The sequence below is a fragment of the Paucibacter sp. Y2R2-4 genome, assembly GCF_025717535.1.
Classification (GTDB): Bacteria; Pseudomonadota; Gammaproteobacteria; order Burkholderiales; family Burkholderiaceae_C; genus Paucibacter_A.
In genome coordinates this window covers 783,336-810,072 of record NZ_JAJIRO010000002.1, presented here as the reverse complement: position 1 = coordinate 810,072, position 26,737 = coordinate 783,336, and the positions used below count along the sequence as shown (strand labels likewise).

The following is a 26,737-nucleotide window of genomic DNA, read 5'->3' as shown; positions in this document are numbered from 1 at the left end:
TCCTGTGTCTGAACCTCATCCTAGTCGGCCCTCTCATCGAGGGGGCCACAAACAAGCCGCTGAACCACGGGGTCTGCTGGACCGTATGTTGGAATTTCTCCATCCCGGCCCCGATTCCAAGAGCGAGCTGATCGAAACCCTGGCCTCGGCCGAGCAACGTGAGTTGATTGAACCCGAATCACGCCAGATGCTGGAAGGCGTGCTGCGCATGGCCGAGATGAGCGCAGGTGATGTGATGGTCGCCGCGCCGCGCATGGACCTGCTGGACATCGAGGCGCCCTACGACGAGTTGCTGTCGCTGGTGATTGATGCCGGCCACTCGCGCTTCCCGGTCTTTGAGGGGCAGCGTGACAACATCATTGGCATCTTGCTGGCCAAAGACCTGCTGAAGATCCAGCGCGCGCCCGAGTTGAATCTGCGCGCCTTGCTGCGCCCCACCGTCTTCGTGCCCGAGAGCAAGGGCCTGAACGAATTGCTGCGCGATTTCCGCTCGAATCGCAACCACTTGGCCATCGTCATCGATGAGTTCGGCAACACGGCCGGGCTGATCACGATTGAAGATGTGCTGGAAGAAATCGTCGGTGAGATCGAAGACGAGTTCGATGACAAAGACGGCGAATCCAGCATCTACACCTTGGCCGATGGCAGCCAGCGTGTGGCCGGTGACACCACCATCGCGGCCGTCAATCAGGCCTTTGCGATCGAGTTCCCCGAGGACGAGTTCGACACCATCGGCGGCTTGATCGCCCAAGAGCATGGCCGCGTGCCGCGCCGGGGCGAAGTGGTTGAAGTTGGCGGCCTGCGCTTTTCGGTGATGTTGACTCGCGGCGGCGCGGTGCGCTGGTTCAAGGTCACTCGAGCCGATAAGCCTGCCGACTGATGCGGGGCCGACTCGCCGCCGGCCTGGCCTTGCTGGCCGGCTTTCTTCACACCGCCTCTTTTTCGCCCACCGAACTCTGGTGGCTGCAACCCTTGGCGCTGGCGCTGTTGGCGCGCGTCACTTGGGCGGCCACGCCCAAAGAGGCGGCCTGGCGCGGCGGTCTCTTCGGTTTTGCTTGGCTGGGCTCTGGCGTTTGGTGGATTCAGGTCAGTCTGCACCAGTTTGGTCATATTCCCTGGCTGCTGGCGGCGCTGGCGATTTCGCTCTTGGCGGCCTTTTTGGCCTGCTATTACGCGGCGGCGATGGCGCTGGCTGCTTATCTGCGCGGCACGTCGGATTACCGCGGCTGGCCTTGGCTGATCTGGCCCGCCTGTTTCTTAGGCGGCGAGTTGCTGCGCGCCGGGCTGATGACCGGCTTCCCCTGGATTGTGGGCGGCTATGCCCACACGGTCGGGCCCTTGGCTTCTTGGGCGCCTTGGATCGGGGTCTACGGCATCACGGCCTTGGCGGCTGCTTTGGCCATGGCCTTGGCGGGCTTGAGCCTGCAGCAGCGCTGGCGTCCTGCGCTGGCCATTGCCATCTTGATCGGCCTGGGTCTGCTCTTGCCGCAAGATTTCACCCAAAGCACCGGCCAGTTGCGGGTCTCGCTCTTGCAGCCGAATGTGCCGCAAGACCAAAAGTTTGACCGCGATTTGATGGAGTCGAACTTGGATCGCCTGGCCACGCTGATCGAATCCGCAAAAGGCCAGGTGGTCTTGACGCCCGAATCGGTGGTGCCTTTGCCGCTCGACTATTTGGACGAAGGCTATTTGCTGCGCCTGCAGACAAGCGCGGCCCAGCGCCCCTTGCTCTTGGGTGTGTTCATCGGCAATGAGCGGGACGGCTATGTCAATTCCCTGGTCAGTTTCGGCGGCAATGCGCCTTACGACTACGGCAAGCGCCATTTGCTGCCCTTTGGCGAGTTCATACCGCCCGGCTTCCATTGGTTTGTGCGCGCCATGCAAATCCCCATGGACGACCAGGGGCGTGGCCAGCATCAACGCAGCTTCACGGTGGCCGGCCAGCGCTTGCGCCCTTTGATTTGCTATGAAGATTTGTTTGGCGAAGACATTGTGGACAGCGTCAATGGCGAGGCCGCAGCGACCGTGTTTTTCAACGCCAGCAATCTGGCCTGGTTCGGCACGCTGATGGTGCAAGACCAGCATCTGCAGTTCTCGCAAATGCGCGCGCTGGAGTTTCAGCGGCCCTTTGTGCGTTCAACCAATACCGGCGCCACCGCCGTGCTGGACCACCGTGGTCGCGTCACAGCTCGCCTGGCGCCTGCCACCACTGGCGTCCTAGAGGCCGAGGTCGAAGGTCGCAGCGGCAGCACCCCTTATGCACGCTGGCTGCAGGCCTTTGGGCTCTGGCCGTTCTACGCGGCTTTGGCCTTGCTGTTGGGCTTTGCCGGGTGGCGTCGGCGCGCCTCGTAGAATCGGGCGCAGTTTCTAGCGGCTGCTCAGTCTTGGCGCGGCCGCTTTCCTCAATGTTTGGCTTTTCACCATCACGCCCATGCTGAGTTTCCAGCAAATCATTCTGACCCTGCAGGACTACTGGTCCAAGCAGGGCTGCGCGCTCCTCCAGCCTTACGACATGGAAGTCGGCGCCGGCACCAGCCACACCGCCACTTTTCTGCGCGCCCTGGGCCCTGAGCCCTGGAAGGCCGCCTACGTTCAGCCGAGCCGCCGCCCCAAGGACGGCCGCTACGGCGAGAACCCGAATCGCCTGCAGCACTACTACCAATACCAGGTGGTGCTCAAGCCCGCGCCGGCCAACATCCTGGAGCTCTATCTCGGCTCGCTCGAAGCCCTGGGCTTTGATCTGAAGAAGAACGATGTGCGCTTCGTTGAGGACGACTGGGAGAACCCGACCCTTGGCTGCTGGGGCCTGGGCTGGGAGGTTTGGCTCAACGGCATGGAAGTGACCCAGTTCACTTATTTCCAGCAGGTCGGCGGCATCGACTGCAAGCCCATCACTGGCGAGATCACCTACGGCCTGGAACGTTTGGCCATGTATCTGCAGGGCGTGGAGTCGGTCTATGACCTGGTCTACGTCGAAGGCAAGGACGGCGCGCCGGACATCAAGTATGGCGATGTCTTCCATCAGAACGAGGTCGAGCAGTCGACCTACAATTTTGAGCACAGTGACGTCGAGTTCCTGCTGACCGCCTTTGCCGCGCACGAGAAGCAGTCCAAGCACCTGATGGAGCAGCAGCTGGCGCTGCCCGCCTACGAGCAGCTGCTCAAGGCCGGCCACAGCTTCAATCTGCTGGACGCCCGCGGCGCCATCAGCGTGACCGAGCGCGCGGCCTACATCGGCCGCATCCGCAATCTGGCACGCGCCGTGGCGCAGAGCTATCTGGACAGCCGCGCACGCCTGGGCTTCCCGATGGCACCGAAGGAATGGGCCGAGCAAGTCATCGCCCAGATTGAAAAGAAAGCAAAGGCGGCCTGAGTTATGAGCGCGCACAAGAACCTGCTGATCGAACTGTTTGTCGAAGAGCTGCCGCCCAAGGCGCTCAAAAAGCTGGGCGAGGCTTTCTCCGCCGTGCTGGTGGACAGCCTCAAGGCCCAGGGCCTGGTGGGCGAGGGCGCGCAAGCGACCGCCATCGCCACGCCACGTCGCCTCGGCCTGCACCTGACGAATGTGGCGCCCAAGGCCGCCGACCGCGCCGTGCAGCAAAAGCTGATGCCGGTGGCGGTGGCGCTGAACGCCGAAGGTCAAGCCACGCCGGCCCTGCTGAAGAAGCTGGCCAGCATCGGCGCCGATACCTCGGTGCTGCCCCAGCTCAAGCGCTTGCCCGATGGCAAGGCCGAGGCCCTGTTCCTGGACCAGCTGGTGCCCGGTGCCACCCTGGCCGAAGGCCTGCAAAAAGCCCTGGACGAGAGCCTGGCCAAGCTGCCTATTCCCAAGGTCATGACCTACCAGCTGAAAGACGGCTGGACCGATGTGAAGTTCGTGCGTCCGGCGCACGGCATCGTCGCCCTGCACGGCGCGGAGCTGGTGGCCGTGTCCGCCCTGGGCCTGCAATCGGGCCGCACCACGCGCGGCCACCGCTTCGAGGCCAGCACGCCTGAGTTGACGATTGAGAGCGCCGACAGCTATGCCGCGCAGCTGCGCGATCAGGGCGCCGTGATCGCCGGCTTTGCCGAGCGCCGCGCCGAGATCGCGCGCCAGCTGCAGGCGGCTGCGGCCAAGCAAGGCCTGAAGCCCATCGAGGACGAAGCCCTGCTGGACGAGGTGACGGCTCTGGTCGAGCGCCCGAATGTGCTGAGCTGCCAGTTCGAGCCCGAGTTCTTGGCTGTGCCGCAGGAATGCCTGATTCTGACCATGAAGGCCAATCAGAAGTACTTCCCGCTGCTGGACGCTGCTGGCAAGCTAACGAATCATTTCCTGGTTGTCAGCGCCATCAGCCCGGCCGACGCCAGCGCGGTGATTGAAGGCAATGAGCGCGTCGTGCGCCCGCGCCTGGCCGACGCGAAGTTCTTCTTCGATCAGGACCGCAAGAAGACGCTGGCCGATCGGGTGCCAGGTCTTGCCAAGGTGGTTTACCACGGCAAGCTGGGCACGCAGGGCGAACGCGTCGAGCGGGTGCGTGCGATCGCCCGCGCGATTGCGGGGCTGTTGGGCGGCGGTGTGCTGACCGAGCAAGTCGATCAAGCGGCCCATCTGGCCAAGGCCGACCTGTTGACCGATATGGTTGGTGAGTTCCCCGAGCTGCAAGGCATCATGGGGGGCTATTACGCGCGCCATGACGGCCTCAGCGAAGCGGTGGCCATCGCCATTGAAGACCATTACAAGCCGCGCTTTGCCGGCGACGAGTTGCCGCGCAACGAGGTCGGCTTGGTTGTGGCTCTGGCCGACAAGCTGGAAACCCTGGTCGGGATGTTCGGTATTGGTCAGTTGCCGACCGGCGACAAGGATCCGTTTGCCTTGCGCCGTCACGCCTTGGGCTTGGTGCGCATGCTCAGCGAGCGCGCGTCTGGCCTGGGTCTGGATGCCCTGATTCAGGCCGCGGTGCCGGCTTTTGGTGCTTTGATTCAAGACCCGAGCGTGGCCTTGGGCGAGTTTGTCTTTGATCGCTTGTCTGGCTCGCTGCGCGAGCAGGGCTATAGCGCGCAAGAGGTCGACGCCGTGCTGGCCCTGCGCCCGCAGCGCCTCGCCGATGTGGCTGCGCGTTTGCAGGCCGTGCGCGCTTTTGCGGGCTTGCCTGAAGCCGCCTCCTTGGCAGCAGCCAACAAGCGCATCGGCAATATCTTGAAGAAGAGCGAGCAGGCGGTGGCGGCGCGTATCGATGAGGCCCTGCTGCAGGAAGCGGCCGAGCAGCATCTGGCGACGGCTTTGAAGAATGTGCGGCCGATTGCGGACAGCCTCTTCCACGCGGGTCAATACGAGTCATCGCTGCGCGAACTGGCGACCTTGCGCACACCGGTCGACGCTTTCTTTGATGGCGTGATGGTGAACGCCGAAGACCCGGCCTTGCGCGCCAATCGCTTGGGGCTCTTGAAGACGCTGCACGAGGCCATGAACCGTGTGGCCGATCTGTCGCGCCTGGCCAGCTAACGCTTTACTCACAAGGATATGCCCATGCGTTCCGATCACAGTCACCCCATGAAGCTGGTCATCTTGGGGCGTGACGGGACGCTCAACCATTACCGCGACGATCATGTGAAGTCGGTCGAGGAGTTGCAGCCTCTGCCGGGTGCACTGGAGGCCGTGGCTCGCTTGAATCATGCAGGCTGGCACACGGTGATGGCGACCAACCAGCCCGGTATTGGCCGCGGGCTCTTGGACATGGCCTCGCTGAACGCCATTCACCTGCGACTCAATCAGTTGCTGGCCGAAAAGGGCGGTCGCCTGGACGCTGCCTTCTTCTGCCCGCACACACCGGAAGAGGGCTGCGATTGCCGCAAGCCCTTGCCCGGTTTGCTCTTGCAGATTGGCGAGCGCTTTGGCGTCGGTCTGTCGCAAGTGCATATGGTGGGCGCGTCCTTGCGGGACCTGCAGACGGCCAAGGCGGCGGGCTGCATTCCGCACTTGGTGCGCAGCGATCGCCTGGGCATGCTGGATGAGGAGCAGTTGGCCGATATGGTGGCCCTGGTGCCTGGCACGCGGGTGCATGCCAGCCTCAGCGCCTTTGCCGAAACCTTGATTCATGAAGAACGCCGTAGCAAAGCCGATGCGCGCGGTGAAGACTTGCCGCCGAATACCGGCCCTGGAGAATTGAACTGATGTCTTTCTTGCTCGCCGCTGTGCGGTCTTTCTTGTTTGTTTTGTTTCTGACCGTCACGGTGATTCCCTGGGCCCTGGCCGTCTTGTTGATCTCTGTGTTCGCCAAGGGCGACAAGGTCTACTGGTCTTGCGCGGGATGGTTGCGTCTGGCGATTTACGGCGCACGCTATATCTGTGGCGTGCAGTGGCGCATTCAGGGCATGGAGAACTTGCCGACTGAAGCCGACCGGCGCTCGGCGGTGATTCTCTTGTCCAAGCATCAAAGTACCTGGGAGACTTTTGCCTACCCGGCGCTGATGTCGCACCCCTTGGCCTATGTGTTCAAGCGCGAACTGCTATATGTGCCTTTCTTCGGTTGGGCGATGGCGCGCATGGACATGATCCATATCGATCGCAGCAAGCGGGCTCAGGCCTGGACCAAAGTGGCCGAGCAGGGTAAGCGATTGGCCGCTCTGGGCCATTGGGTCATCATGTTCCCTGAAGGCACCCGCATCGCGCGGGGTCAAAAGGGCGAGTACAAAACTGGCGGCAGCCGTTTGGCGATCGAAACCGGCGTGCCGGTGGTGCCGATTGCGGCGAACTCGGCCGTGTGCTGGCCCCGTAAGAGCTTTTTGTTGCGGCCTGGCGTGGTGGACATCTCGATTGGCAAACCGATTCCATCGGTGGGCCGAGAGGCTGGCGAATTGATGCGCGAAGTCGAAACCTGGATCGAGACGGAAATGCGTCGCCTTGACCCCTCGGCCTACCGCGAATCCAAGGCCAGCGCGGCGGCCGCGTAAGTCTGATCGTTACCACTCTCGGCAAGAGGCGCTCACAGCATGCTCAAGCGACTGGCTCAGCTCCTGCAAGATTCGCAACTGTCTTTGTTTCATGCGGACACCGAGTCGGTGGCGCCCCGCATGGCCAAGGCGCCCGGAGCTGCAGACTCGCCTTCCGCCAAAAGCACCCGTGAATTGAGCTTGGGTGAACACCGGGTCGCCTATGAGTTGCGCAGAGCCCGGCGCCGCAGCATCGGCTTTGTCGTGAGCACCGAGGGCCTGCGCGTCAGTGCCCCGCGTTGGTTGCCGCAAGCCGATATCGAGCGGGCGCTGTTGCAAAAATCAGATTGGATCTTGCGCAAGCTGGTCGAGCAGGGCGAGCGCGCTCGGCGTGTCGAAGCGGCACGAATCGAGTGGCGTGAAGGCGGTATGTTGAGGTATCTGGGCCAGCCAGTTTGGCTGCGTTTAGACCCAAACCTGACGGGTGTGCGTCTGGATGAAACCGGCGCCTTGCTGCTTTTGGGGCTGCCAGCGCAAGCCAGCGAAGAGCAGATTCGCGATCTGGCGCAAGCTTGGCTCAAGCGCCGTGCACGCGCAGTGTTTGAGCCTCGCTGCCAACACTTTGCGCAGGCCTTGGGTGTGGAGATGAAACATTTGCGCCTGAGCTCGGCCCAAACCCGCTGGGGCAGCGCCAGTGTCGATGGCTCGATTCGCCTGAACTGGCGCTTGATCCATTTCTCGCCCGCCATCATCGACTACGTGGTGGCGCATGAGTTGGCTCATTTGCGCGAGATGAACCACAGCGCCCGCTTCTGGGAGGTGGTGCGCTCAGTGTTGCCTGAGTTTGAGCAGGCCCGCAGCCAGTTGCGCGATGAGTCCATCATTGCCGAGTAGAAATCGGCACTTCAAACCGAAAATACCAGGCGAATACCAGACGTGAGTTTGCGTGGATGGGGCTATCCCACCAAAGGGGGGCTTGTTGATGTCTTGGCCTTCCAGCAAACTTTCTTCACATGCTGTCATCGCCAGCAAACAGGATCAGTTCAAGACCGATCACTTCGCAAGGCTTCAAGTTCGCCTTTCGCTGTTTGCCAAAATAAAAGGCTGAAAACCCGCCGCCACCTAGCAAGGCTCTTGCTCAGTGCCGGCGGTTTTTTTTGTTCCGAGGTTTTTGGATTGCTTGGCTGCAAATGGCGCTTTGCAGTCCTTTGGCTTGGCGGCGATCAAGCCACTTGGGGGCTTCACGCCGCTCCTGTCTGGTCCAGCGGACCAGCCCTTCGCTAGGCTCAAGCCGTCCTCAGGACGCCTTGAGTCCGAGCTCAGTCCCCCGCCCCGAGCTTGCGCCCGGGTCTCCTCATTTACCTCGCGGTTCAGAGCGCCCAGCCGTCCTGCTCCGGCAGGATTGGTCGTGGCGCAAGAACAATCGCCGAGGGCGTCGGGGGTACGGTGAAGCGAAGTAAAGGGGGAGGGTCTGGCGCAGCCAGAGCCGGAGGACATGAGCGGAATCGTGCCCCCGATGGCCTCTGCAAGAGGAACCCTAAAGACCGCAATGCGCCAGATCCCGCCATTTGCCCTCAGCAGCAAAGGCCAAACAAAAAGCCCGCGCAGGGCGCGGGCTTGGCGAGAGGGCTAGAGCCTAAAGACTGTGAGTGGCTTTACAGGCCAGCCGCTGCGCGCAGCGCTGCAGCTTTGTCTGTACGCTCCCACGTGAACTCGGGCTCCTCGCGACCGAAGTGGCCGTAGGCGGCGGTCTTGGCGTAGATGGGGCGCAGCAGGTCCAGCATCTGGATGATGCCCTTGGGGCGCAGATCGAAATGCTCGTTGACCAGGGCGGCGATCTTGTCGTCGCTGATCACGCCGGTGCCTTCGGTGTACACCGTCACATTCATGGGCTTGGCCACGCCGATGGCGTAGGCGACCTGAATTTGGCATTGGCGAGCCAGGCCGGCAGCCACGATGTTCTTGGCCACATAACGGGCGGCATAAGCGGCCGAGCGATCCACCTTGCTGGGGTCTTTGCCGGAGAAGGCGCCACCGCCGTGCGGGCAGGCACCGCCATAGGTGTCAACAATGATCTTGCGGCCGGTCAGACCGCAATCGCCTTGCGGGCCGCCAATGACGAAGCGGCCGGTTGGGTTGATCAGATACTTGGTTTCCTTCAACCAAGCGGGCGGCAGCACCGGCTTGATGATTTCTTCGATCACCGCTTCGATGAACTCGGGCTTCATCTTGCTGCCGTCGCTCATCTCGGGGCTGTGCTGGCTGGACAAAACCACCGTGTCGATCGAGTGCGGCTTGCCGTCCACATAGCGCATCGTCACCTGGCTCTTGGCGTCAGGGCGCAGGAAGGGCAGGCGGCCGTCTTTACGCAGTTGCGCTTGGCGCTCCACCAGGCGGTGAGCGTAATAGATGGGCGCGGGCATCAGCTCGGGCGTCTCATCGCAGGCATAGCCAAACATCAGACCTTGGTCACCGGCGCCGATGTTCAGGTGATCATCAGACGCATGGTCCACGCCTTGGGCGATGTCGTTGCTTTGCTTGTCATAGGCGACCAGCACCGCGCAACCCTTGTAGTCGATGCCGTACTCGGTGTTGTCGTAGCCGATGCGCTTGATGGTGTCGCGCGCCACTTGGATGTAGTCCACATGGGCGTTGGTGGTGATTTCACCGGCCAACACGACCAAGCCGGTGTTGGTCAAGGTTTCGGCCGCCACACGCGAGCGTGGGTCTTGGGCGAAGATTGCGTCGAGAATCGCGTCCGAGATCTGGTCCGCGACTTTGTCGGGGTGACCTTCAGAGACAGATTCAGAAGTAAAGAGAAAATCGTTGTTCGCCACTTTTACACTCCAGTTAACAGTTGATCGGCGTTGCCGTGCTGTCGGGAGACGCGGCGAACGCTTTAGCAGCATTTGTTGAGCATCGCTGCCCGGCGGATGTTTCATTCATTTGAATAAAGCCCGCATCGCCCCGCAAGTTGTCCAAATTAACTCGGCGATAACGAGATTATAGAAATATGTTGATGCTGCTGTTCCGAACCCTGGCGAAATTGCCCTTGCGTGTGCTGCACGGTGTGGGTGCAAGCATGGGTTGGTTGACCTATTGGGCTTCGGCCAGTTATCGGCGTCGCTACCAGGCGAATGTGCAGATCGCTGGACTGGCGTGGCGCGCGGCGCGTGGGGGCATTGCCGGTGCCGGACGCATGATGATGGAGATCCCCTGGTTGTGGATGCGCCCGCCGAGTTTGCCGCTGGGGGATTTTGTGCGCTGGCATGGCGCTGAATTGATCGAACAGGCGCTGGCTCATGGGCGAGGCATTGTGATGTTGACGCCGCATTTGGGTTGTTTCGAAATCACCGCGCAAGCCTATGCCGAGCGCTTTGCCAGCCCGGAGGCTCCGATCACCGTCTTGTATCGTCCGGCGCGGCAGCTTTGGTTGCGCACCGTGGTGGAGGCCTCGCGCAGTCGGCCAGGTTTGGCCACCGCGCCCGCGACTTTGGCGGGTGTGAGGCAAATGATCCGCGCGCTGCGCCGTGGTCAAACCATTGGTCTCTTGCCCGATCAGGTGCCGCCCGAGGGCTTGGGGGTGTGGGCGCCTTTCTTTGGCCGCTCGGCCTACACCATGACTTTGGCGGCGCGTTTGCTGCAACAAACCGGTGCGACACCGTTGCTGATTTGGGGGGAGCGACTGAGCGCCGGGCGCGGTTATGCCATTCACGTCTACCCGGGGCCCGAAATTTCGGCCGATTCCGCGCCAGAATCCGCAGCCTCCCTCATCAATCAATCCATGGAACAGTTGATCCGCCTGGCCCCCGAGCAGTACCTCTGGGGCTACAACCGCTACAAGCAACCCCGCGGCCTCGATATTGGCGTCGCGCCTGCCGACGTTGACGCCGGACGGGAGGCTTGAACATGGGATCTCGCCTCGCCGCGCATTTCGCCATCGGCCTGTTGTGGCTCTTGCATTTTTTGCCCCTGTCGATCTTGGCGGCCTTGGGTCGCGGTCTAGGTTGGCTGCTTTGGCATCTGGCGAAACGCCGTCGCCGGATTGCCTTGCGCAATTTGGAACTCTGCTTTCCCGAGCGCTCCGCTGCTGAGCGTGAGCAACTGGCGCGTGAGCACTTTGGCTGGATGGGGCGCAGCGTGTTGGAGCGAGGTCTGCTTTGGTTTGCCTCGGCCGAGCGCCTGCAAAGCCTGGTTCAGATCAAGGGAGACATCAAACTGGCCGAGACCAGCGAAGCGCCGGTGATGTGGGTGTTGCCGCATTTCGCGGGCCTGGAATGGGCCGCGCCGGCGCTGATGTTGAATCAGAAAAATCCGGGCGTTGATGTCTATCAGCCGCAAAGCAATCCGGTGTTTGACGCCCGCATGCTGGCGGGCCGTGCTCGCTTCGGCAAGACCGCGTTTGTCGACCGGCACGAGGGCATCCGCCCCGTTTTGCGCTTGATTCGCCAAGGCTATGCCTTTTTGAACGCGCCCGATATGGACTTTGGCGTCAAGGATTCGGCCTTTGTGCCTTTCTTCGGCGTGTCGACCTGCACCTTGCTTGCGCCCTCCAAGATCGCCAGTTCTATGGGCATGGTGGTGCAACCCTTGATCGTCACCATGCTGCCGGGCGGCCAAGGCTATGTGGTCGAGGCTTGGGCCGCGCCCGAGGGCTACCCCAGCGGCGACCTGGTGGCGGATGCGACGCAGATGAATGCCTGGCTGGAAGCGCGGGTGCGCGAGAACCCGGCGCAGTACCTGTGGGTGCACAAACGCTTCAAGACACGACCGGAGGGCGAGCCGTCTTTCTACAACTGAGGGCGAGCCAGGTGCCACGCAGAGGCGCGCGGTGATAATCCAAGAATGAAACTGCGCTTCACCAAAATGCAGGGCGCGGGCAATGACTTTTGCGTCATCAATGCCCTGCAAGCCCCCTTGACCTTGAGCCCCGAGCAGATCCGCCGTTTGGGCGATCGGCGCTTTGGCGTGGGTTGTGACCAGATCTTGGTGATCGAGCGCAGCGACTCGCCCGAGGTGGACTTTCGCTACCGCATCTTCAACAACAGCGGTGACGAGGTCGAGCACTGCGGCAATGGCGCCCGCTGCTTTGTTCGTTATGTGAACGAGAAAGGCCTCAGCCCCAAGCGCAGCATCCGGGTGCAGACCGTCAATGCCTTGCTGGAATTGCATTTGCGCGAAGACGGCCGGGTTAGCGTGGACATGGGCGCGCCGGTGTTTGAACACGCGCGCCTGCCCTTTGATTCGCAGGGCTTGAACGCTCGCCACTTGGGTGGCTTCGACTTATGGCCGCTGGCTGAGGCTGCTTGTGAAGTCGCCGTGCTGTCCATGGGCAACCCGCATGCGGTGCAATTGGTTGCCGATGTGGACGCAGCGCCAGTGGAACGGATCGGACCCTTGGTGGAGGCGCATGCGCGCTTTGCGCGCAAGGTCAATGCCGGCTTTATGCAAATCGTGTCGCGCCAAGAGGTGCGACTGCGGGTGTTTGAGCGCGATGCCGGCGAAACCCTGGCCTGTGGCACGGGGGCCTGCGCTGCCGTGGTGGCCGGCATCCGTTTGGGTTTGCTGGACGAGGCGGTGGAAGTGCATGCCCGCGGGGGTGATTTGAGAATCGAATGGGCCGGCCTGAGCGCCGGTCTGCAAGCGCCGGTGTTCTTGACAGGACCTGCGCAAACCGTGTTTGAAGGAGAGATCGAGCTGTGAGTAAAGAACTGGGTACGCAGGGCATTACCGAAAAAGACATCGCGGACTTTTTGGCCAATACGCCGGGCTTTTTTGAGCGCCACGCCGAACTCTTGGCTTCGGTGCAATTGACCCACCCGCACAGTGCCCGCGCGGTTTCCTTGCAAGAGCGTCAGGCCGAAATGCTGCGCGAGAAGATCAAGGGCCTGGAGTTCAAGATCATCGAGATGATCCGCAACGGCCAAGAAAATGTGGCCATTGCCGACCGTCTGCATCGCTGGACCAAACGTCTGATGCTGACGGCACAGCCGGCCGAGCTGCCGGCGGTGTTGACGCAGGAGTTGCGCCACCAGTTCATGATTCCGCTGGCGGGTTTGCGCCTTTGGGATGTGGCGCCCGAGCACGCTGGGGCTGAGTTCGCTCAGGCTGTCAGCCAAGATGTGAAGAGCTTTGCGGCCAGCCTGAGTCAGCCCTATTGCGGCGTCAACTCCGGCTTTGAGGCGGCGCGCTGGTTGAGTGGTGAGGAGGGCGCGGCCGCCAACGCCAGCTCCCTGGCCTTGATTCCGCTGACCTTGGGCGCGCAGCCGGGCCAGAGCATTGGCTTGCTGGTGCTGGGTTCGCCCGATCCGACTCGCTACACCGCGGAGATGGGCACCGAGTTCTTGTCGCGTGTGGGTGAGATCGCCAGCGCGGCTTTGTCGCGCCTGGCGCCTCAGAACGGCGCGGGCAAGGGCGCCGGCGCTGAATCCACGCAGCCCTGATCGCATGCGGCCTAGGCGTGTCTGAAGAAGATTTCAACGCTGCGGATGCGCCGGAGCCGCTGGCCTCTCAACTGCTGGATTATTTGAGCCATGTCCGGGTGGAGCGCCGACTGGCGCCACGCACCTTGCTCATTTATGAAGACGGCCTGCGGCGTTTGCAGGGTTTGGCTGCACAGCGTGGCCAAAATCTGCTGACGCTGCGTTCGCATCAGGCGCGCGCTTTGTTGGCCACGCTGCATGCGCAAAGCGATCTCGGCCCGCGTAGCCTGGCTTTGATGCTGTCGGTCTGGCGAGGCTTGTATCGCTGGCTGGGTCAACAGCGCTTGGTGGATCTGAATCCCTTTGAAGGATTGCGAGCGCCTAAAGCGCCTAAGCCTTTGCCCAAAGCCTTGGGCGTGGACGATGCCGTGCAATTGGCGGACTACCAGCCCGAGGCCGCAGCACTGGACGTGCGCACCGAGGCGCGCGACCGCTGTGTGGTCGAGTTGCTGTATGGCTGCGGCTTGCGGATTTCTGAGGTGGTCGGACTGGATGTGTTGGCCAGCGTTCAAGCGCTGGGTTGGGTGGATCAACAGGCTGGCGAGGCTCATGTGCTGGGTAAAGGATCCAAGCGCCGCAGCGTGCCCGTCGGCGCAGCCGCGATGCAAGCCCTGCAGCAATGGCTGGCGGTGCGGGGGCAATTGGCTCGTGCGGATGAGGCGGCCTTGTTTGTCGGCGCTCGTGGGGCTCGTTTCGGCGCTTCGCAGATTCGCGCCATGCTGAAACAGCGTGCTTTGGCCGCAGGCATGCCCAGCCATGTGCATCCGCATATGTTGCGCCATTCCTTTGCTTCGCATCTGCTGCAGTCCAGTGGTGATTTGCGAGCGGTGCAAGAACTGCTGGGCCATGCCCACATCACCACCACCCAGGTCTACACCCAGCTGGACTTTCAACACCTAGCGAAAATCTACGACGCCGCGCACCCGCGGGCGAAGCGAAAAAACTAATGTCACTTTCTGTTCAGACCATGCCTACTTTGCCCGCCCTGGCGCCCCTTGCGGTCGCGCTGGCTTCCTTGACTCAGTCTGGTGCTGCCGTGGGCGCCGATGCTGCGCTCGTGCGCCCCGCCTCTTTGCGTCCTGCCGCGATTGAAACCAGCTGGACGCCGCTGCGCATGCCCAATGGCGACAAGACTGCCTTGCTGGGCGGCAGCTATTTGATGGCGGTCAACGACGATTGGGGTTTCGGCCCCAGCGTCTATGGCGCGGCCAAGGGCAATTACGGTGGACTGTTCACGCTCGGCTTGACGGCTCAAGGACGCTGGCGCTTGGGCTCAAACGCACATGTGGCGGCCGGTTTGTACGCCGGAGCTGGCGGGGGCGTCGGCTCGAATCAGGTGCGCTTTGGTGGCGGACTGATGTTGCGGCCCGAGTTGTCCTTGCGTTTGCAGGCGGGCGACTGGTACAGCGGCGTGGCGCTCAGCCATGTTCGCTTCCCCAGCGGCAATATCAGCGACAGCAGCATCGGCTTGGTGCTGGGGCGCTCGAGCAGCTTTGCCAGCTTCGCGCCCAGCGACTCGGGTAAGCGCGGTCGCGCCAGCCAGCGCACAGGCATGGGCTTTGACGAAATCGCTTTGCAGGGCGGCTTTGCCACCCCGCGCGCTGGCACCCGCAATCGCAGCGGTGTGCCCAGCACCAAGCGCATGGGCTTTGCCGGCGCGGACTTGCGCCAGTACATCGCCGATGGCAGCTGGTGGGGCGTCGAGGCTGCCGGTGCCGCACAGGGCGGCGCCGACGGCTATATGGAGGTGCTGGCTACGGCCGGGCAAGACTGGGCGATTGGCAGCCCCCGTTTGCGCGCAGGCGGGCAGTTAGGCTTGGGCTTGGGCGGCGGTGGCAATATCGATACCGGCAGCGGTTGGCTGTTGCGTGCCGGCCCAACGCTGCGCTGGATCACGCCTTGGGGTGCGACCGTGCGCCTGGATGGGGGTCTCAGCAAAGCGCCGCGCGGCCAGTTCTCGGCCAATTTTGTCCGCTTGGGCCTGGCCTTGCCGCTGGACATCACGCCTTCCATTGGCAACAGTCTGGAACAAGAGTCCGGCACGGTGCGCACCCAGCAGCTCTTTGCCAGCTATCAATACCTGCCCAAGGTTCGCTTCAAGAATGGCAGCCAAGACGCGATTGGCCAGATGGCCATGGTGATGACGCGTGAGCTGACGCCTTCGGTCTACGGCGTTGCGCAGGCCGGCAGTGCGGCTTTCGGCAAGGCCGGCGCCTATTCCTTCGGGCTGTTTGGCCTGGGCCTGCAGACCCAGCCGCTGTGGGCTTCCACGCGTTTCGGCGCCGAATTGCTCGCCGGCGCGGCTGGCGGCGGCGGGGTGGATGTGGGTGGCGGCGCCTTGCTGCAGGCCGAAGCCTATGCGCTGTGGGAAGGCGAACGCCTGCGTTTGCGCGCGGGCCTGGGTCACTGGCGCGGCATGCGCAGTGGCGCCCAATCCGCGCCGCTGCTGAACCTCTCGGTCGGTTATGCCTTTGGCAGCCTGGCGCGTTGAACTTGTGCGAAAGAAAAGGTCCAGGCCATGAAAAAAGTTGTCATCCGTCCCGGCAAAGAGCGCTCTTTGGAGCGCCGCCATCCCTGGGTCTTTGAAAGCTCCATTGCTCGCGGCGGGGCGGACAGCGGCGAAACCGTGCGTGTTGAATCGGCCGAAGGGCAGTTCCTGTGCTGGGCTGCCTTCAGTCCGCAATCGCAGATTCGCCTGCGCGCGTGGAGCTTTGACGAGAGTGAGCGCATCGACAGCGCCTTCTTCCAGCGGCGCATCGCCCGTGCCTTGGCCATGCGAGCACGCCTGCCGGTCGCTTCGGACTCGATCCGATTGATTCATGGCGAAGCCGACGGCTTGCCCGGCCTGGTGGTCGACCGTTATGCCGACACCTTGGTGGCACAGTTTCTCTCCAGCGGGGTGGAGCGCTGGAAGGCGCAGATCATCGAGCACTTGATGGCCGCCACCGGCCTGAGTCGTCTGTATGAGCGCTCCGACGCGCAAGTCCGCGAGCTCGAAGGCCTGCCCCTTCAAACCGGTTGGCTGCGTGGCGAAGGCGCGACAGAAGTGACGATCAGCGAACACGAGTGGCGCCTCAGCTTGGACGTGGCTGAAGGCCATAAGACGGGTTATTACCTGGATCAGCGAGACAACCGCAAACGTTTTGCCGACGCCGTCCGGCACTACGGCAGCAAGACTGTCTTGAATTGCTACAGCTACACCGGGGGCTTCTCCGTTGCGGCCTTGGCCGGTGGTGCCGAGCAGGTGATCAGTGTGGATTCTTCGGGGCCGGCCCTGGCGCGAGCGCAAGCTCATGTGGTCTTGAACGGGTTTGATCCCGCTCGCCACCAGGCCATGGACGCCGATGTGAATGCCACCCTGCGGGGCTTTTTAAAGGAGGGTCGCCAGTTCGATGCCATCGTGCTGGATCCGCCTAAGTTCGCCCCCACTGCAGCCCACGCAGAGCGTGCGGCGCGCGCTTACAAAGACATCAACCGTTTGGCGCTGCGCCTGCTAGCGCCGGGAGGGCTGCTGTTCACCTTCTCTTGTTCAGGTGGAATCTCACCCGATTTGTTCCACAAAATTGTGGCCGGTGCGGGTTTGGATGCGCAGGTGGACGGTTTCATCCTCGACCGCGTCGGCGCCACGCCAGACCACCCGCAGACCATTTGCTTCCCGGAAGGGGAGTATCTGAAGGGTTTGCTGATCCTGAAATCCTGATGGCCTGAAAGGCTGCGCGTCTACAAGAGGGGCGTCTAGCAGGTCAACTGGGTGAGTGCCTAAGGGTTTGCACTTCGGCAAAAGCCATCAGTTGCCCCCGGCTTCGAGCGTGACATATTCCCGCCATCGATTGCAGCACGCTGCATCGTCTGGCGCGGCTCAGGCACAAGAGGCTTTGAGTCGCTTGGGAGGAGGCGCCTGTGGGCGCCGATCACGGAAGGACTCGGACATCATGGCAAAGGTTCACACCATCAAACTGCTCGCAGCCGCTGCTGCTTTGGCCCTGACTGGCGCAGCGCAAGCCAGCAACGGGCAAGTCACCTCGCTGGACAACTTGATCCCCAGCACGGGCAACACCTCGGCACCATCGAACTGGCGCTTTGCGCCGGGCCAGACGATCGGCGGCGTGGCTGGCGCGCTGGACGGCGTGGCTCGCTTGAGCTTCACCAATTCGTCGGGCAGTTGGGCTTGCTCGGGTTCGCTGCTGGAAGGCGGCCAATACGTGCTGACCGCGGCCCACTGTGCCGATGACTTCACCAGCATGAAGGTGCAGTTCGGCTGGTACAACGGCACGGCGACCGTTACGCGCAATGTGGCTGTGGGCGGCGCTACCGTGCACAGCGGCTGGAACGGCGATCTCGACACCGGCGCCGATATCGCCATCCTGAAGCTCGACCAAGCGGTCACCACCATCAAGGGCTACAAGATCAGCACCACCAACGATGTGGGCAAAGAGCATTTGATGGCGGGTTATGGCACCACCCAGGCGGCCAACACCAATAGTGCAACCAACTGGAATGACGGCAACTACGGCCACTACGCCTTCAATACCTTCGACATCGACAGCAAGACGCTGAACAGCCTGGCTGATCCAGCCTATGACGCCAACTACTACAAGTACGGCGTGACCTATATGGTCGATTTCGACAACGGCACAGCTGACAAGAACACGATTGGCCGTATTGGCGCCAAAGTGGGTCAGAACTGGGGCAATACCGGCATCTCGAATCTGGCCAACGAGGGCTTGATCGCCGGCGGTGACTCGGGTGGTGGCGACTTCGTCTGGAACGGCACCGAATGGCTGCTGTCTGGCGTGCACTCGTGGGGCTGGGGTGGTAGCTCGGCTTGCAGCTATTACGGCGTCCCCACGCCCGGAACCTGCGACAACGCCACCGCCAACGGCTCCAGCTACGGTGACCTGTCGGGCTCCACCGCTGTGTTTTCGCATGCGGCTTTCATCAACAGCGTGACCGCTGTGCCTGAGCCGCAGACTTATGCCTTGATGGCCCTGGGCCTCATTGGTGTGGCCGCTGCCGCTCGCCGTCGCAAGCAAGGCTGACATCACGTGGCCTTCTGAAGGCCAACAAGAGACGGCGCCCTTGGATCGAAAGGTCCAAGGGCGCCGCTTGCATAACTGCCTGTCACCTCGGCTAGGTGACTTCCTTGATGGGGTTTTCACTGCCCTTGTGTAGGGGTTGGCGGGGTGTCGGTGGCGTGACAATATTCACGCATCGATGGGTACAAAAGAACCACTGGCAATGACAGTTTCGGGCACCGCCTGGCAGCGTTGATCAGGGCATCGATCGTTTTAAAACAAATTTTGAGGAGTAGGACCTTGGTCAAGCATTTGAATGTCATCGCCGCAGCCGCGCTGCTGTCTTTGGTCGGCGCCGCCCACGCCGCCGGCGATCAAAACGCAGCAAACCTGCGCTTGCCTCCTGCCAGCGCGATTGGCATGGATCCGCTGACTGGCAACACCAGCGACCCCGCGAACTGGCGTTTTGCCCCCGGCCAAAACATTGGCGGCGTGGCCGGCTTGCTGGACGGCGTGGCTCGTCTGAGCTTCACCACCTCGGGCGGCAACTACGCCTGCTCGGGCTCGCTGCTGGCGGGTGGTCAGTACGTGCTGACCGCCGCGCACTGCGCTGACGACTTCAGCAAAATGACCGTGCAGTTTGGTTGGTACGACGGCAAGGCCGTTGAGACCCGCAATGTCTCGGTGGGCAATGCCTTCATCCACGCCGGCTGGACTGGCGAACTGGACACGGGCGCAGACATCGCCATCTTGAAGCTGGACGCCCCGGTTACGACCATCAAGGGCTACAACCTCAGCACCACCAACGATGTGGGCAAGACTCATCTGACCGCCGGCTATGGCACCACCAGCAATGGCGGCGCAAACACTGCCACCAACTGGAATGACGGCAAGTACGGTCACTACGCCTTCAACACCTTTGACATCGACAGCAAGACCTTCAACAAGGTGGTGGGCGATGCGGTGGGTCCGGATTGGGGCTACGACGAGAATTACTACAAGCACGGTGTCACCTATATGGTGGACTTCGACAAGGGCACTGCACAGAACAACACCATGCAGCGCATTGCTGACATGACCGGCAACAAGTTCAGCAGCAATGAAGGCTTGGGCGGCATGGAAGGCCTGATTGCCGGCGGAGACTCCGGGGGTGGCGACTTCGTCTGGAACGGTAGCGAGTGGGTCTTGTCGGGTGTGCATTCCTGGGGCTGGCAAGCTTGCAGCACCTTCGGTCTGGACTGCGATGTGAGCTCGGTCAACAAGTCCAGCTATGGCGACCTGTCGGGTTCCACCGCCGTGTTCTCGCACCTTGACTTCATCGCGAGCGTGACCGCTGTTCCTGAACCCCAAACCTATGCCCTGATGGCCCTGGGCCTGTGGGTGGTGGCTGGCGCTGCGCGCCGTCGCAACAAGGCCTGATCGCTTCGACGCGTTCTGCCTTGAACCAAAAAGCGGCCCTCGGGCCGCTTTTTTCTTGTTCGCCGGCCTGGCTGTTGAATCGTTCAGCGGCTAGGCAAATGAACGCGCGGCTCAAACTTGCCGCGTCGCACACTGAAGAAAGCCTTGACGTTGCGCACATTGGCATCCTGGGTGAACAGGCGCAGCACCAGGGCGTGGTAGGCCGGCATATCGGGTACCTGCAAAATCAGCACAAAGTCGGGCCCAGGGGACACCTGGTAACACTGCTGCACGGCCACATCAGCCAGCACTCGCGCCTCAAAAGCCTGCAGATGTTCAGCACCCTGTCGGTCCAAAGTGATTTCAACGATGGCCGTCAGCCCCGCGCCGAGCTTTTCAGCCGACAGCAGCGCCACTCGGCGCTCGATGATGCCGGTGTCTACCAAGCGCTTGACGCGCCGCAAACAGGTCGCTGGCGAGACATGAGCCAGACCGGCCAAGTCTTGGTTGGACAGTGCGGCATCTTGTTGCAGCAGCTCCAGGATGCGCAGATCGCTGGCGTCCAACTCCAACGATGTGACCGAATCATTCATAAATAGCCTACTCGTGAAATATGTCGTCGCCGATATATGGGTGTGGCTAATTATTTCAAATAGATTGATATTTTGAAAGCAATCATTTCGGTTGAATGCCTACGATTCGCTCCGAACTCAAGCCCAAACATTTTCTGGAGCCCAACATCATGTGTGGAATCGTCGGAGCCGTCAGCCAGCGCAATATCGTCCCAATCTTGATCGAGGGCCTGAAGCGTCTCGAATACCGGGGCTATGACTCTTGCGGCGTGGCCGTGCACCAAGACGGCGGCCTGAAGCGCGCCCGCAGCACTTCACGCGTGGCTGAATTGACCGGCTTGGCGGCTGAGGACGGTATTGCCTCCGGCACCGGCATTGCCCACACCCGTTGGGCCACCCATGGCGCGCCGGCGGTGCACAACGCCCACCCGCATTTTTCGCAAGGCCCGAATGCCGCGGCCGACAGCGTCGGTCGCATCGCCCTGGTGCACAACGGCATCATCGAGAACCATGATGAGTTGCGTGCGGAACTGAAGTCGCGTGGCTATGTCTTCAGCAGCCAGACCGATACCGAGGTGATCGCGCATCTGATCGACCATCTCTACACCGGCGATTTGCTCGAAGCGGTGCAGCAAGCCTTGCCGCGCCTGAAGGGCGCTTACGCCGTGGCCGTGTTCTGCCGCGATGAACCGCACCGTGTGGTGGCGGCTCGCGAAGGCTCGCCCTTGGTCTTGGGTGTGGGCATGGAAGCCGCGGATGGTGAGCACTTCGTGGCGTCTGACGCCATGGCGCTGGCCGGTGTGACCGATCAAATCGTCTACCTGGAAGAGGGTGATGTGGTGGACCTGCAGCCAGGCCGCTTCTGGATCAGCCAGTTGAACGCTGAAACCGGTCGTTATGAGTCGCAGCAGCGCGAGGTTCGCACCGTGCATGCGCACAGCGGCGCGGCCGAACTGGGCCCTTATCGCCACTATATGCAGAAGGAAATCTTCGAGCAGCCCACGGCCATTGCCAACACCCTGGAAGCCATCACCGGCATCAGCCCCGAGTTGTTCGGTGACGGTGCTTACCGCATCTTCAAGGAGGTGGACAACGTCTTGATCCTGGCCTGCGGCACCAGCTTCTACTCAGGTTCCACCGCCAAGTACTGGCTGGAAAGCATTGCCAAGATCCCCACCAGCGTTGAAATCGCCAGCGAATACCGTTACCGCGACAGCGTGCCGAATCCGCGCACCCTGGTCGTTACGATCAGCCAAAGCGGCGAAACCGCAGACACTCTGGCGGCCCTCAAGCATGCCCGCTCGCTGGGCATGAAGCACACCCTGACCGTTTGCAATGTCTCCACCAGTGCCATGGTGCGCGAGTGCGAGTTGGCCTACATCACGCGTGCCGGTGCCGAGATCGGCGTCGCCTCCACCAAGGCCTTCACCACGCAACTGGTGGGCTTGTTCTTGTTGACCTTGGCCCTGGCGCAAACCCGCGGGCATCTGAGTGAAGACCAAGAAGCCGAACATGTGAAAGCGCTGCGTCACTTGCCGGTGGCCGTTCAGGCGGTGCTGGCTTTGGAGCCTCAAGTCATCGCCTGGAGCGAAGAGTTCGCTCGCAAGGAAAACGCTTTGTTCCTGGGCCGAGGCTTGCATTACCCGATCGCTTTGGAAGGCGCCTTGAAGCTGAAAGAAATCAGCTACATCCACGCCGAGGCCTACCCGGCCGGTGAACTGAAGCACGGCCCCTTGGCGCTCGTCACCGCCGAGATGCCCGTTGTGACTGTGGCTCCGAATGACACCTTGCTGGAAAAGCTCAAGAGCAATATGCAAGAAGTCCGGGCCCGCGGCGGCCAGCTCTATGTCTTCGCCGACGGCGACACCGAGATCCAATCCGAGCCCGGTCTGCATGTGATCCGCATGCCCGAGCACTACGGCGCGCTCAGCCCCATCTTGCACGTGATCCCGCTGCAATTGCTGGCTTATCACACGGCTTGCGCGCGCGGCACTGATGTGGACAAGCCTCGTAACCTTGCCAAGTCGGTCACTGTAGAGTGATGGTTATGTTTTGCTCATGCTGTAGCTGAAAATATAGAGACAGTCAGCATTCCGCCGGTTGAGGCGTGAACAAAAGAATGGCGCTTAGGCGTCATTCTTTTTGCCTGTTTTGCTTGCGTGCAGAGGGCGGAGGGCGGAGGGCGGAGGGCGGAGGGCGGAGGGCGGAGGGCATGTCGTGCGTTTGCTCACACGCAATCGCACGCAATCGCACGCGAGCATAGGCTCGGCTCGACCGACATGCTGGGGCCGCACTTGTAGAGCTGGTCAGGATCCATTCACCAGAAGGCATTCAAATGGCTAGAAATGCAGGGTTTTGTGCATGCGTGTTGAGGCAATCGCCTTCCTACAATTCGCAGCGCGACCACCTGGCTTCAAGGTGCACTGGTGAGTACGAACACCCGGAGACCCGCAATGAATTCATCCCCGGCTTCCCCGGTTGCTGACGGCGCTGTCAGTGACCCATCCCTGCATAGGCTTGAGCCGGCGATGAGCTTGGGGCTGAGCGATCGCTTGATCGATCGCATGGTGTTGATTGCTAGCCTTGTCTCTGCGGCCTGTGCCTTGGTTTTGCTGCAAGCCAAGGTCTATCCGGTTTCTATGCTGGTTGATGCCCTAGCCGCCGTGGGCTTGATCTTGTTGTGGCTGAGCCGGCATCGCATACCGTCCGGTCGGCGCTTGGCTTGCCTGGCATTGACCGGCATCTTTGTGGCTGTGCCGGCGATCGTCTTTAATCCGTATTCCCCAGACGGCTACCTGTTGGTGGCTGGGGTGATGGCCTTGTCCTTTACCAATTGGAGTGGCCCGCGCGCCTTGGCGCTACCGGTGAGCTGCGTGCTGCTACTTGCGGCAGTGGCCGTCGGGGTCAACTTGGATTGGATCCAGGTGACCACGGATGCGCCCAATTTCTCGGGTCGGCCGCAGGCTTGGTTGATTGTTTGCTTGACCGTGGTGCTGCTGGGTACGGCCATGGGCGGAGCAATCTTTGAGTTGAAGCATCGCTTGCTGGGCCAGATCGAGCTGCTGGAGTCCGGCAACCGCAAGCTCTTTCGCTTCGCTTACCAAGACGCAGTCACAGGGCTGTGGAATGTGGAGTTTTTGGCTCGCGAATTGGAGCGCCACCGCGCCAAGGGAGTGGCGCATCAGTTGATGGTGATTGAGCTCATGGGCTTGCGAGAACTGAGTGCCTTGCATGGACCGATGCGGGTGGACCAGCTTTGGCGCGAGGGCGTTGAGCTCTTGCGCAAAAACCTGTCCGCCAAAACCTTGATGCTCTGTCGCTTGTCTGGTGATCAGCTGGCAGTATGGGCGCCCGAGGCTGAGTCCCATCGACTGGAAGAGGCCAGCCAGGCGTTTATGGCTCATGCACGAAGCAAGCTGTCACTGGACAGGCTGGGCATTCAGTTCCATGCAGCCTTGGTGAGTTTTCCGGAGCATGGCCTCGACCTGGATGCCTTGCGACGTGGTGCGCAAGTGGCCTTGCAGCGTGCGGTCGCTCAAGGGCCGGGCGCCTGCGTGGCCTTTGCGGCCGAGATGGTGCAACAGCTGCACGAGGAGCAATTGCTCCGAGAGCGTGTGCGTCAAGCCTTAGACCAAGACGGCTTTTATGCCGTCTATCAGGCCAAGGTCGACCGTGAGCACCAGCAGATCGTTGGCTTTGAAGGTTTGGCGCGCATGCGGCCCGTCGGCGAGGAGCAGGTGCCTGGACCTGCGACTTTCATTGGCGTCTTGCATGCCGAGGGATGGATGACTCAGTTCGGCGAGCGCATGCTGCAGCGCATCTTGCAAGACGTGCCGGCCCTGTGTGAGCGCTATGGCGCCGATACCCAGGTGGCTGCCAATGTGTCGCCCGCCTTGTTTCTTTCGCCGAGCTTTCCCGATCTGCTGCAGCGCCTGCTGCTAGAAAGCGGCGTGTCGCCCAGCAATCTCATCGTCGAGATCACCGAGGAAGTCTTCGTGGGAGATCTGCAGCGCTTGCGTCAGGCCTGTGGGGCTTTGCGCGACCTGGGGGTGCAGGTCTCGCTGGACGACTTCGGCAGCGGCTTCTCATCGCTGAGCTATTTGCGTGAGGTGCACTTCGACGAGATCAAGATCGACCGTTCTTTTGTTCAGCGCATAGAAACCGATCGCCGTAGCCAAATGGTCTTGTCGACCCTGTGCGAACTTGGGCGCGACTTCGACTGCCGGGTGGTGATCGAAGGGGTGGAGACAGCAGGCCAGGTCGCGTGCATCAGCGGGCTTCATGGCGTTTGCCTGCAAGGCTTCTACTTCGCGCGGCCGCAGCCGCTGGAGCAATTGTTGGGCCCCTGAACTTCTCGTGTTCCGCGAGTGCCACTTCGCGCCGGTCCTCATGAGGCCGGTTGCAGCGCCTGCATTGAATTTGGTACCCTGAGACCCTTGGTCCATTCCGCGGAGCTTCTCGCTTGAGCGCCCTGTCCAGCATCGTCCTTTTCGCCCTTCTCTTGACTTCCCCTGCGTTGCAGGCTCAGGGCGAATTGAGTCTGCAGCTTGACACCGTCACCTGGATTTCTATCGTGCCTGAATCTGTGGCCGCCGACAGAGAGGCCAAGCCAGAGGATGAGCTTTTGGACCGGATCAGACCATATGTGGCGGAGCGCTGGCCGGAAGTGAAGCATCAAGTCATCCGCGCCAATCCGCGCCGTGCCTGGCAAATGATCAGCAGTGGTGAAAATGTCTGCCAAGTTCCATCGGTCCGCACGGCCGAACGCGAGAAATTGGCCTATTTTTCCAATACCTTCATCGGGCCGCCCATGCAGTTGATCGTGCATCGCAGCCAACTGAAAAAGCTGCCGCGCAATGCGGCTGGCGAGATCGATCTTGAAAAACTTCTCAAGGAAAGTCGGCTGCAAGGAGGTCTTGTCGATGGGCGCAGCTATGGCGATTTCATCGATGCGATGCTGACTCGAACTGCCCCTGGGAAGTCGTCGCTCACTCGCTATTCATCCGCCGATTACGGCAGTAACTTATTGCCCATGTTGGGCAAAGGCAGGATCGACTACACCATCGACTATGAAGTAGGCATTGCCCAGGCGCGCCGCTCCGTTCCAAATTTTGCAGACCTGGTCAGCCAGCCGATTGCCGGCGCCAGCCAGCCCTTGTTGTCGGGTGTGGTCTGCCCGCGCACGCCATGGGGACTCGCGGCAATCCAGGGTATCGACAAAATTTTGGGAACGCCGGAAGCGGCGGCCATGCTGCGTGAGTCGGCTGCGGAATGGCTTACGCCAGAAACACGCAGGGTATACGGGGCTCGCATGGAGGTCTTCTTCAAGAACCGAGCCAAGCCTTCGGTGATCCGCTGAGCGGGGTGGGGCCAGAGACTTGCGGCAGAACATGACTTGCCGAGAGGCCAAGCGGTGTGCACTCCAGAGGAGTTTTTAGTCTGCTGACTGGTGAAGGAAAAGGGCGCCCAGGCGCCCTTTTCCTGTGCTTGAGTTGGAGTGATTTGAAGCTCAGTGCTGCGAGGCCTGCTTGCGGCGGCGCGCACCAAGCAAGGCCACCCCGCCCAAGCTCATCAAGAGCCAGGAGCTGGGTTCGGGTACGGCGCTGACGTTCAGTGCTGCGTTTTCAAACCAGATGCTGCCGGTGGCGTTGTTGGCGGCGAATTCGACCTTCACCGCAGTCGTGCCTTCGGGGGCGACGGCGCTGAGCGAGTAGGCCTCCCAGGGGTGAGGGATGTCGTAGTTCTGCCCATAGACGGCAGGGTCGACGGTGTTCCTCGATGCGCTGCTCAGCAGTGTTGAATCGCTGTTCAGGAAGTACAGCGTCATGGTGCCGGTGGGCAGCCACCAGGCATCGGCGCCGCTGAAGACGTCCAGGGTGTAGTTCAAGCCGGCGCTGGCCGCCACGGTTTGCCAGAAGCGCCCGCCGCCGCCGTTGCCGGCAGCGCCAGTGACCAGGTATTGCGAGCCATTCAGGCTGACAGCGGCCGCGTTCTCCACATTGGCCCAGCCACCGCTCTCAGTGCTTTTGTTCCAAGAGGCGGCATTGTTGAAGTCGCCGTCGATCAGCAGCGATTCGGCGTTAGCGGCGCCAGCGGCGGCCAGGCACGCGGCAGCCAGGAGGCAAAGGTGAAACTTTGAATTCATTGGGCGTTCTTTCCTAGAAGAGCGAACAAGATCAGTTTGCGCCGCTTGCGCAAGACCCCGGTTCCGACTGATCCGCCGTTCGTTAAGCATGGGGTTGGAATCGATCTTATTGAAGTTAACAAATTATTAACTTCGTTTTAACCCTAGGCTACTGATGACCCGGAAGCTATCGCCGGTATCAGGCAGTGGTCCGCTGTTTGTCGCTCGCGGTGTTGG

22 protein-coding genes are annotated in these 26,737 nt (G+C 61.7%); 19 read left to right on the top strand and 3 right to left on the bottom strand.

The genetic code is table 11. From position 1 onward, the window contains the following. Positions 1–4: 4 nt before the first annotated feature. The 7 genes from LNV06_RS10490 to LNV06_RS10460 all read left to right on the top strand — a co-directional run bounded on the left by LNV06_RS10490 (position 5) and on the right by LNV06_RS10460 (position 7,803). Positions 5–880, top strand: a complete 876-nt coding sequence (locus tag LNV06_RS10490) for a CorC family transporter (protein ID WP_411970100.1) — start codon at positions 5–7, stop codon at positions 878–880. Beyond that, a complete protein-coding gene (lnt, locus tag LNV06_RS10485; protein WP_263538190.1) occupies positions 880–2,352 on the top strand; it encodes an apolipoprotein N-acyltransferase in 1,473 nt (490 codons plus the stop codon). The genes LNV06_RS10490 and lnt overlap by 1 nt, the downstream gene beginning before the upstream one ends. 79 nt (positions 2,353–2,431) lie before the next feature. Beyond that, positions 2,432–3,373 (top strand): glycine--tRNA ligase subunit alpha, encoded by a 942-nt coding sequence (gene glyQ, locus LNV06_RS10480; protein ID WP_263538189.1) that lies wholly within the window; start codon positions 2,432–2,434, stop codon positions 3,371–3,373. A 3-nt stretch (positions 3,374–3,376) separates the two neighbouring features. Next, positions 3,377–5,482, top strand: a complete 2,106-nt coding sequence (gene glyS / locus LNV06_RS10475) for a glycine--tRNA ligase subunit beta (RefSeq protein WP_263538188.1) — start codon at positions 3,377–3,379, stop codon at positions 5,480–5,482. A gap of 18 nt (positions 5,483–5,500) precedes the next feature. Beyond that, positions 5,501–6,151, top strand: a complete 651-nt coding sequence (gmhB, locus tag LNV06_RS10470; RefSeq protein WP_411970099.1) for a D-glycero-beta-D-manno-heptose 1,7-bisphosphate 7-phosphatase — start codon at positions 5,501–5,503, stop codon at positions 6,149–6,151. Next, positions 6,151–6,930 (top strand): lysophospholipid acyltransferase family protein, encoded by a 780-nt coding sequence (locus tag LNV06_RS10465; protein WP_263538186.1) that lies wholly within the window; start codon positions 6,151–6,153, stop codon positions 6,928–6,930. Before gmhB ends, LNV06_RS10465 begins: the two co-directional genes overlap by 1 nt. A 39-nt stretch (positions 6,931–6,969) precedes the next feature. After that, the gene (locus tag LNV06_RS10460) at positions 6,970–7,803 is read left to right on the top strand and encodes a M48 family metallopeptidase (RefSeq protein WP_263538185.1); all 834 of its coding nucleotides are present in this window, start codon (positions 6,970–6,972) and stop codon (positions 7,801–7,803) included. A gap of 761 nt (positions 7,804–8,564) precedes the next feature. On the opposite strand, the gene metK is transcribed toward LNV06_RS10460, so the two are convergent. After that, on the bottom strand, positions 8,565–9,746 hold the full coding sequence (metK, locus tag LNV06_RS10455) for a methionine adenosyltransferase (protein WP_263538184.1): 1,182 nt from the start codon (positions 9,744–9,746) through the stop codon (positions 8,565–8,567). Between the two features lie 176 nt (positions 9,747–9,922). On the opposite strand from metK, the gene LNV06_RS10450 reads away from it, so the two are divergent. The 9 genes from LNV06_RS10450 to LNV06_RS10410 all read left to right on the top strand — a co-directional run bounded on the left by LNV06_RS10450 (position 9,923) and on the right by LNV06_RS10410 (position 19,825). Next, positions 9,923–10,816, top strand: coding sequence for a lysophospholipid acyltransferase family protein (locus LNV06_RS10450; RefSeq protein WP_411970098.1), 894 nt, complete (start codon positions 9,923–9,925; stop codon positions 10,814–10,816). A 2-nt stretch (positions 10,817–10,818) separates the two neighbouring features. Then, positions 10,819–11,709, top strand: coding sequence for an LpxL/LpxP family acyltransferase (locus tag LNV06_RS10445; RefSeq protein WP_263538183.1), 891 nt, complete (start codon positions 10,819–10,821; stop codon positions 11,707–11,709). 45 nt (positions 11,710–11,754) lie between these two features. Beyond that, complete coding sequence (gene dapF, locus LNV06_RS10440; RefSeq protein ID WP_263538182.1) at positions 11,755–12,612, top strand: diaminopimelate epimerase; 858 nt, start codon at positions 11,755–11,757, stop codon at positions 12,610–12,612. Positions 12,613–12,620: 8 nt separating this feature from the next. Beyond that, a complete protein-coding gene (locus LNV06_RS10435) occupies positions 12,621–13,352 on the top strand; it encodes a DUF484 family protein (RefSeq protein ID WP_263538350.1) in 732 nt (243 codons plus the stop codon). Between the two features lie 17 nt (positions 13,353–13,369). Further along, on the top strand, positions 13,370–14,338 hold the full coding sequence (locus LNV06_RS10430; protein ID WP_263538181.1) for a tyrosine recombinase XerC: 969 nt from the start codon (positions 13,370–13,372) through the stop codon (positions 14,336–14,338). A 20-nt stretch (positions 14,339–14,358) separates the two neighbouring features. After that, on the top strand, positions 14,359–15,882 hold the full coding sequence (locus LNV06_RS10425) for a hypothetical protein (protein ID WP_263538180.1): 1,524 nt from the start codon (positions 14,359–14,361) through the stop codon (positions 15,880–15,882). Between the two features lie 27 nt (positions 15,883–15,909). Continuing rightward, the gene (locus tag LNV06_RS10420) at positions 15,910–17,091 is read left to right on the top strand and encodes a class I SAM-dependent rRNA methyltransferase (protein ID WP_263538179.1); all 1,182 of its coding nucleotides are present in this window, start codon (positions 15,910–15,912) and stop codon (positions 17,089–17,091) included. 232 nt (positions 17,092–17,323) lie between these two features. Next, on the top strand, positions 17,324–18,430 hold the full coding sequence (locus tag LNV06_RS10415) for a trypsin-like serine protease (protein ID WP_263538178.1): 1,107 nt from the start codon (positions 17,324–17,326) through the stop codon (positions 18,428–18,430). 276 nt (positions 18,431–18,706) lie between these two features. Continuing rightward, complete coding sequence (locus LNV06_RS10410; protein WP_263538177.1) at positions 18,707–19,825, top strand: trypsin-like serine protease; 1,119 nt, start codon at positions 18,707–18,709, stop codon at positions 19,823–19,825. An 83-nt stretch (positions 19,826–19,908) separates the two neighbouring features. Here the strand turns inward: LNV06_RS10410 and LNV06_RS10405 are convergent, their stop codons facing one another. After that, positions 19,909–20,397 (bottom strand): Lrp/AsnC family transcriptional regulator, encoded by a 489-nt coding sequence (locus tag LNV06_RS10405; RefSeq protein WP_263538176.1) that lies wholly within the window; start codon positions 20,395–20,397, stop codon positions 19,909–19,911. Positions 20,398–20,546: 149 nt separating this feature from the next. On the opposite strand from LNV06_RS10405, the gene glmS reads away from it, so the two are divergent. From glmS to LNV06_RS10390, 3 genes are all read left to right on the top strand, one after another. Next, entirely contained in the window at positions 20,547–22,418 is a 1,872-nt protein-coding gene (gene glmS / locus LNV06_RS10400; protein WP_263538175.1) for a glutamine--fructose-6-phosphate transaminase (isomerizing), read from the top strand. Between the two features lie 411 nt (positions 22,419–22,829). Next, positions 22,830–24,725 (top strand): GGDEF domain-containing phosphodiesterase, encoded by a 1,896-nt coding sequence (locus LNV06_RS10395; protein WP_263538174.1) that lies wholly within the window; start codon positions 22,830–22,832, stop codon positions 24,723–24,725. Between the two features lie 113 nt (positions 24,726–24,838). Further along, a complete protein-coding gene (locus LNV06_RS10390; protein ID WP_263538173.1) occupies positions 24,839–25,735 on the top strand; it encodes a TIGR02285 family protein in 897 nt (298 codons plus the stop codon). Positions 25,736–25,885: 150 nt separating this feature from the next. Here the strand turns inward: LNV06_RS10390 and LNV06_RS10385 are convergent, their stop codons facing one another. Continuing rightward, on the bottom strand, positions 25,886–26,521 hold the full coding sequence (locus LNV06_RS10385) for a PEP-CTERM sorting domain-containing protein (protein ID WP_263538172.1): 636 nt from the start codon (positions 26,519–26,521) through the stop codon (positions 25,886–25,888). Positions 26,522–26,737: the final 216 nt, after the last annotated feature.

Coding starts and splice junctions, on each gene's coding strand:
- LNV06_RS10450 (WP_411970098.1), top strand. CDS start 9,923: ATGTTGATGCTGCTGTTCCGAACCCTGGCGAAATTGCCCTTGCGTGTG.
- LNV06_RS10405 (WP_263538176.1), bottom strand. CDS start 20,397: ATGAATGATTCGGTCACATCGTTGGAGTTGGACGCCAGCGATCTGCGC.
- LNV06_RS10460 (WP_263538185.1), top strand. CDS start 6,970: ATGCTCAAGCGACTGGCTCAGCTCCTGCAAGATTCGCAACTGTCTTTG.
- LNV06_RS10420 (WP_263538179.1), top strand. CDS start 15,910: ATGAAAAAAGTTGTCATCCGTCCCGGCAAAGAGCGCTCTTTGGAGCGC.
- dapF (WP_263538182.1), top strand. CDS start 11,755: ATGAAACTGCGCTTCACCAAAATGCAGGGCGCGGGCAATGACTTTTGC.
- LNV06_RS10385 (WP_263538172.1), bottom strand. CDS start 26,521: ATGAATTCAAAGTTTCACCTTTGCCTCCTGGCTGCCGCGTGCCTGGCC.
- glyS (WP_263538188.1), top strand. CDS start 3,377: ATGAGCGCGCACAAGAACCTGCTGATCGAACTGTTTGTCGAAGAGCTG.
- glyQ (WP_263538189.1), top strand. CDS start 2,432: ATGCTGAGTTTCCAGCAAATCATTCTGACCCTGCAGGACTACTGGTCC.
- lnt (WP_263538190.1), top strand. CDS start 880: ATGCGGGGCCGACTCGCCGCCGGCCTGGCCTTGCTGGCCGGCTTTCTT.
- LNV06_RS10465 (WP_263538186.1), top strand. CDS start 6,151: ATGTCTTTCTTGCTCGCCGCTGTGCGGTCTTTCTTGTTTGTTTTGTTT.
- LNV06_RS10425 (WP_263538180.1), top strand. CDS start 14,359: ATGCCTACTTTGCCCGCCCTGGCGCCCCTTGCGGTCGCGCTGGCTTCC.
- LNV06_RS10395 (WP_263538174.1), top strand. CDS start 22,830: ATGAATTCATCCCCGGCTTCCCCGGTTGCTGACGGCGCTGTCAGTGAC.
- glmS (WP_263538175.1), top strand. CDS start 20,547: ATGTGTGGAATCGTCGGAGCCGTCAGCCAGCGCAATATCGTCCCAATC.
- LNV06_RS10445 (WP_263538183.1), top strand. CDS start 10,819: ATGGGATCTCGCCTCGCCGCGCATTTCGCCATCGGCCTGTTGTGGCTC.
- gmhB (WP_411970099.1), top strand. CDS start 5,501: ATGCCCATGCGTTCCGATCACAGTCACCCCATGAAGCTGGTCATCTTG.
- LNV06_RS10415 (WP_263538178.1), top strand. CDS start 17,324: ATGGCAAAGGTTCACACCATCAAACTGCTCGCAGCCGCTGCTGCTTTG.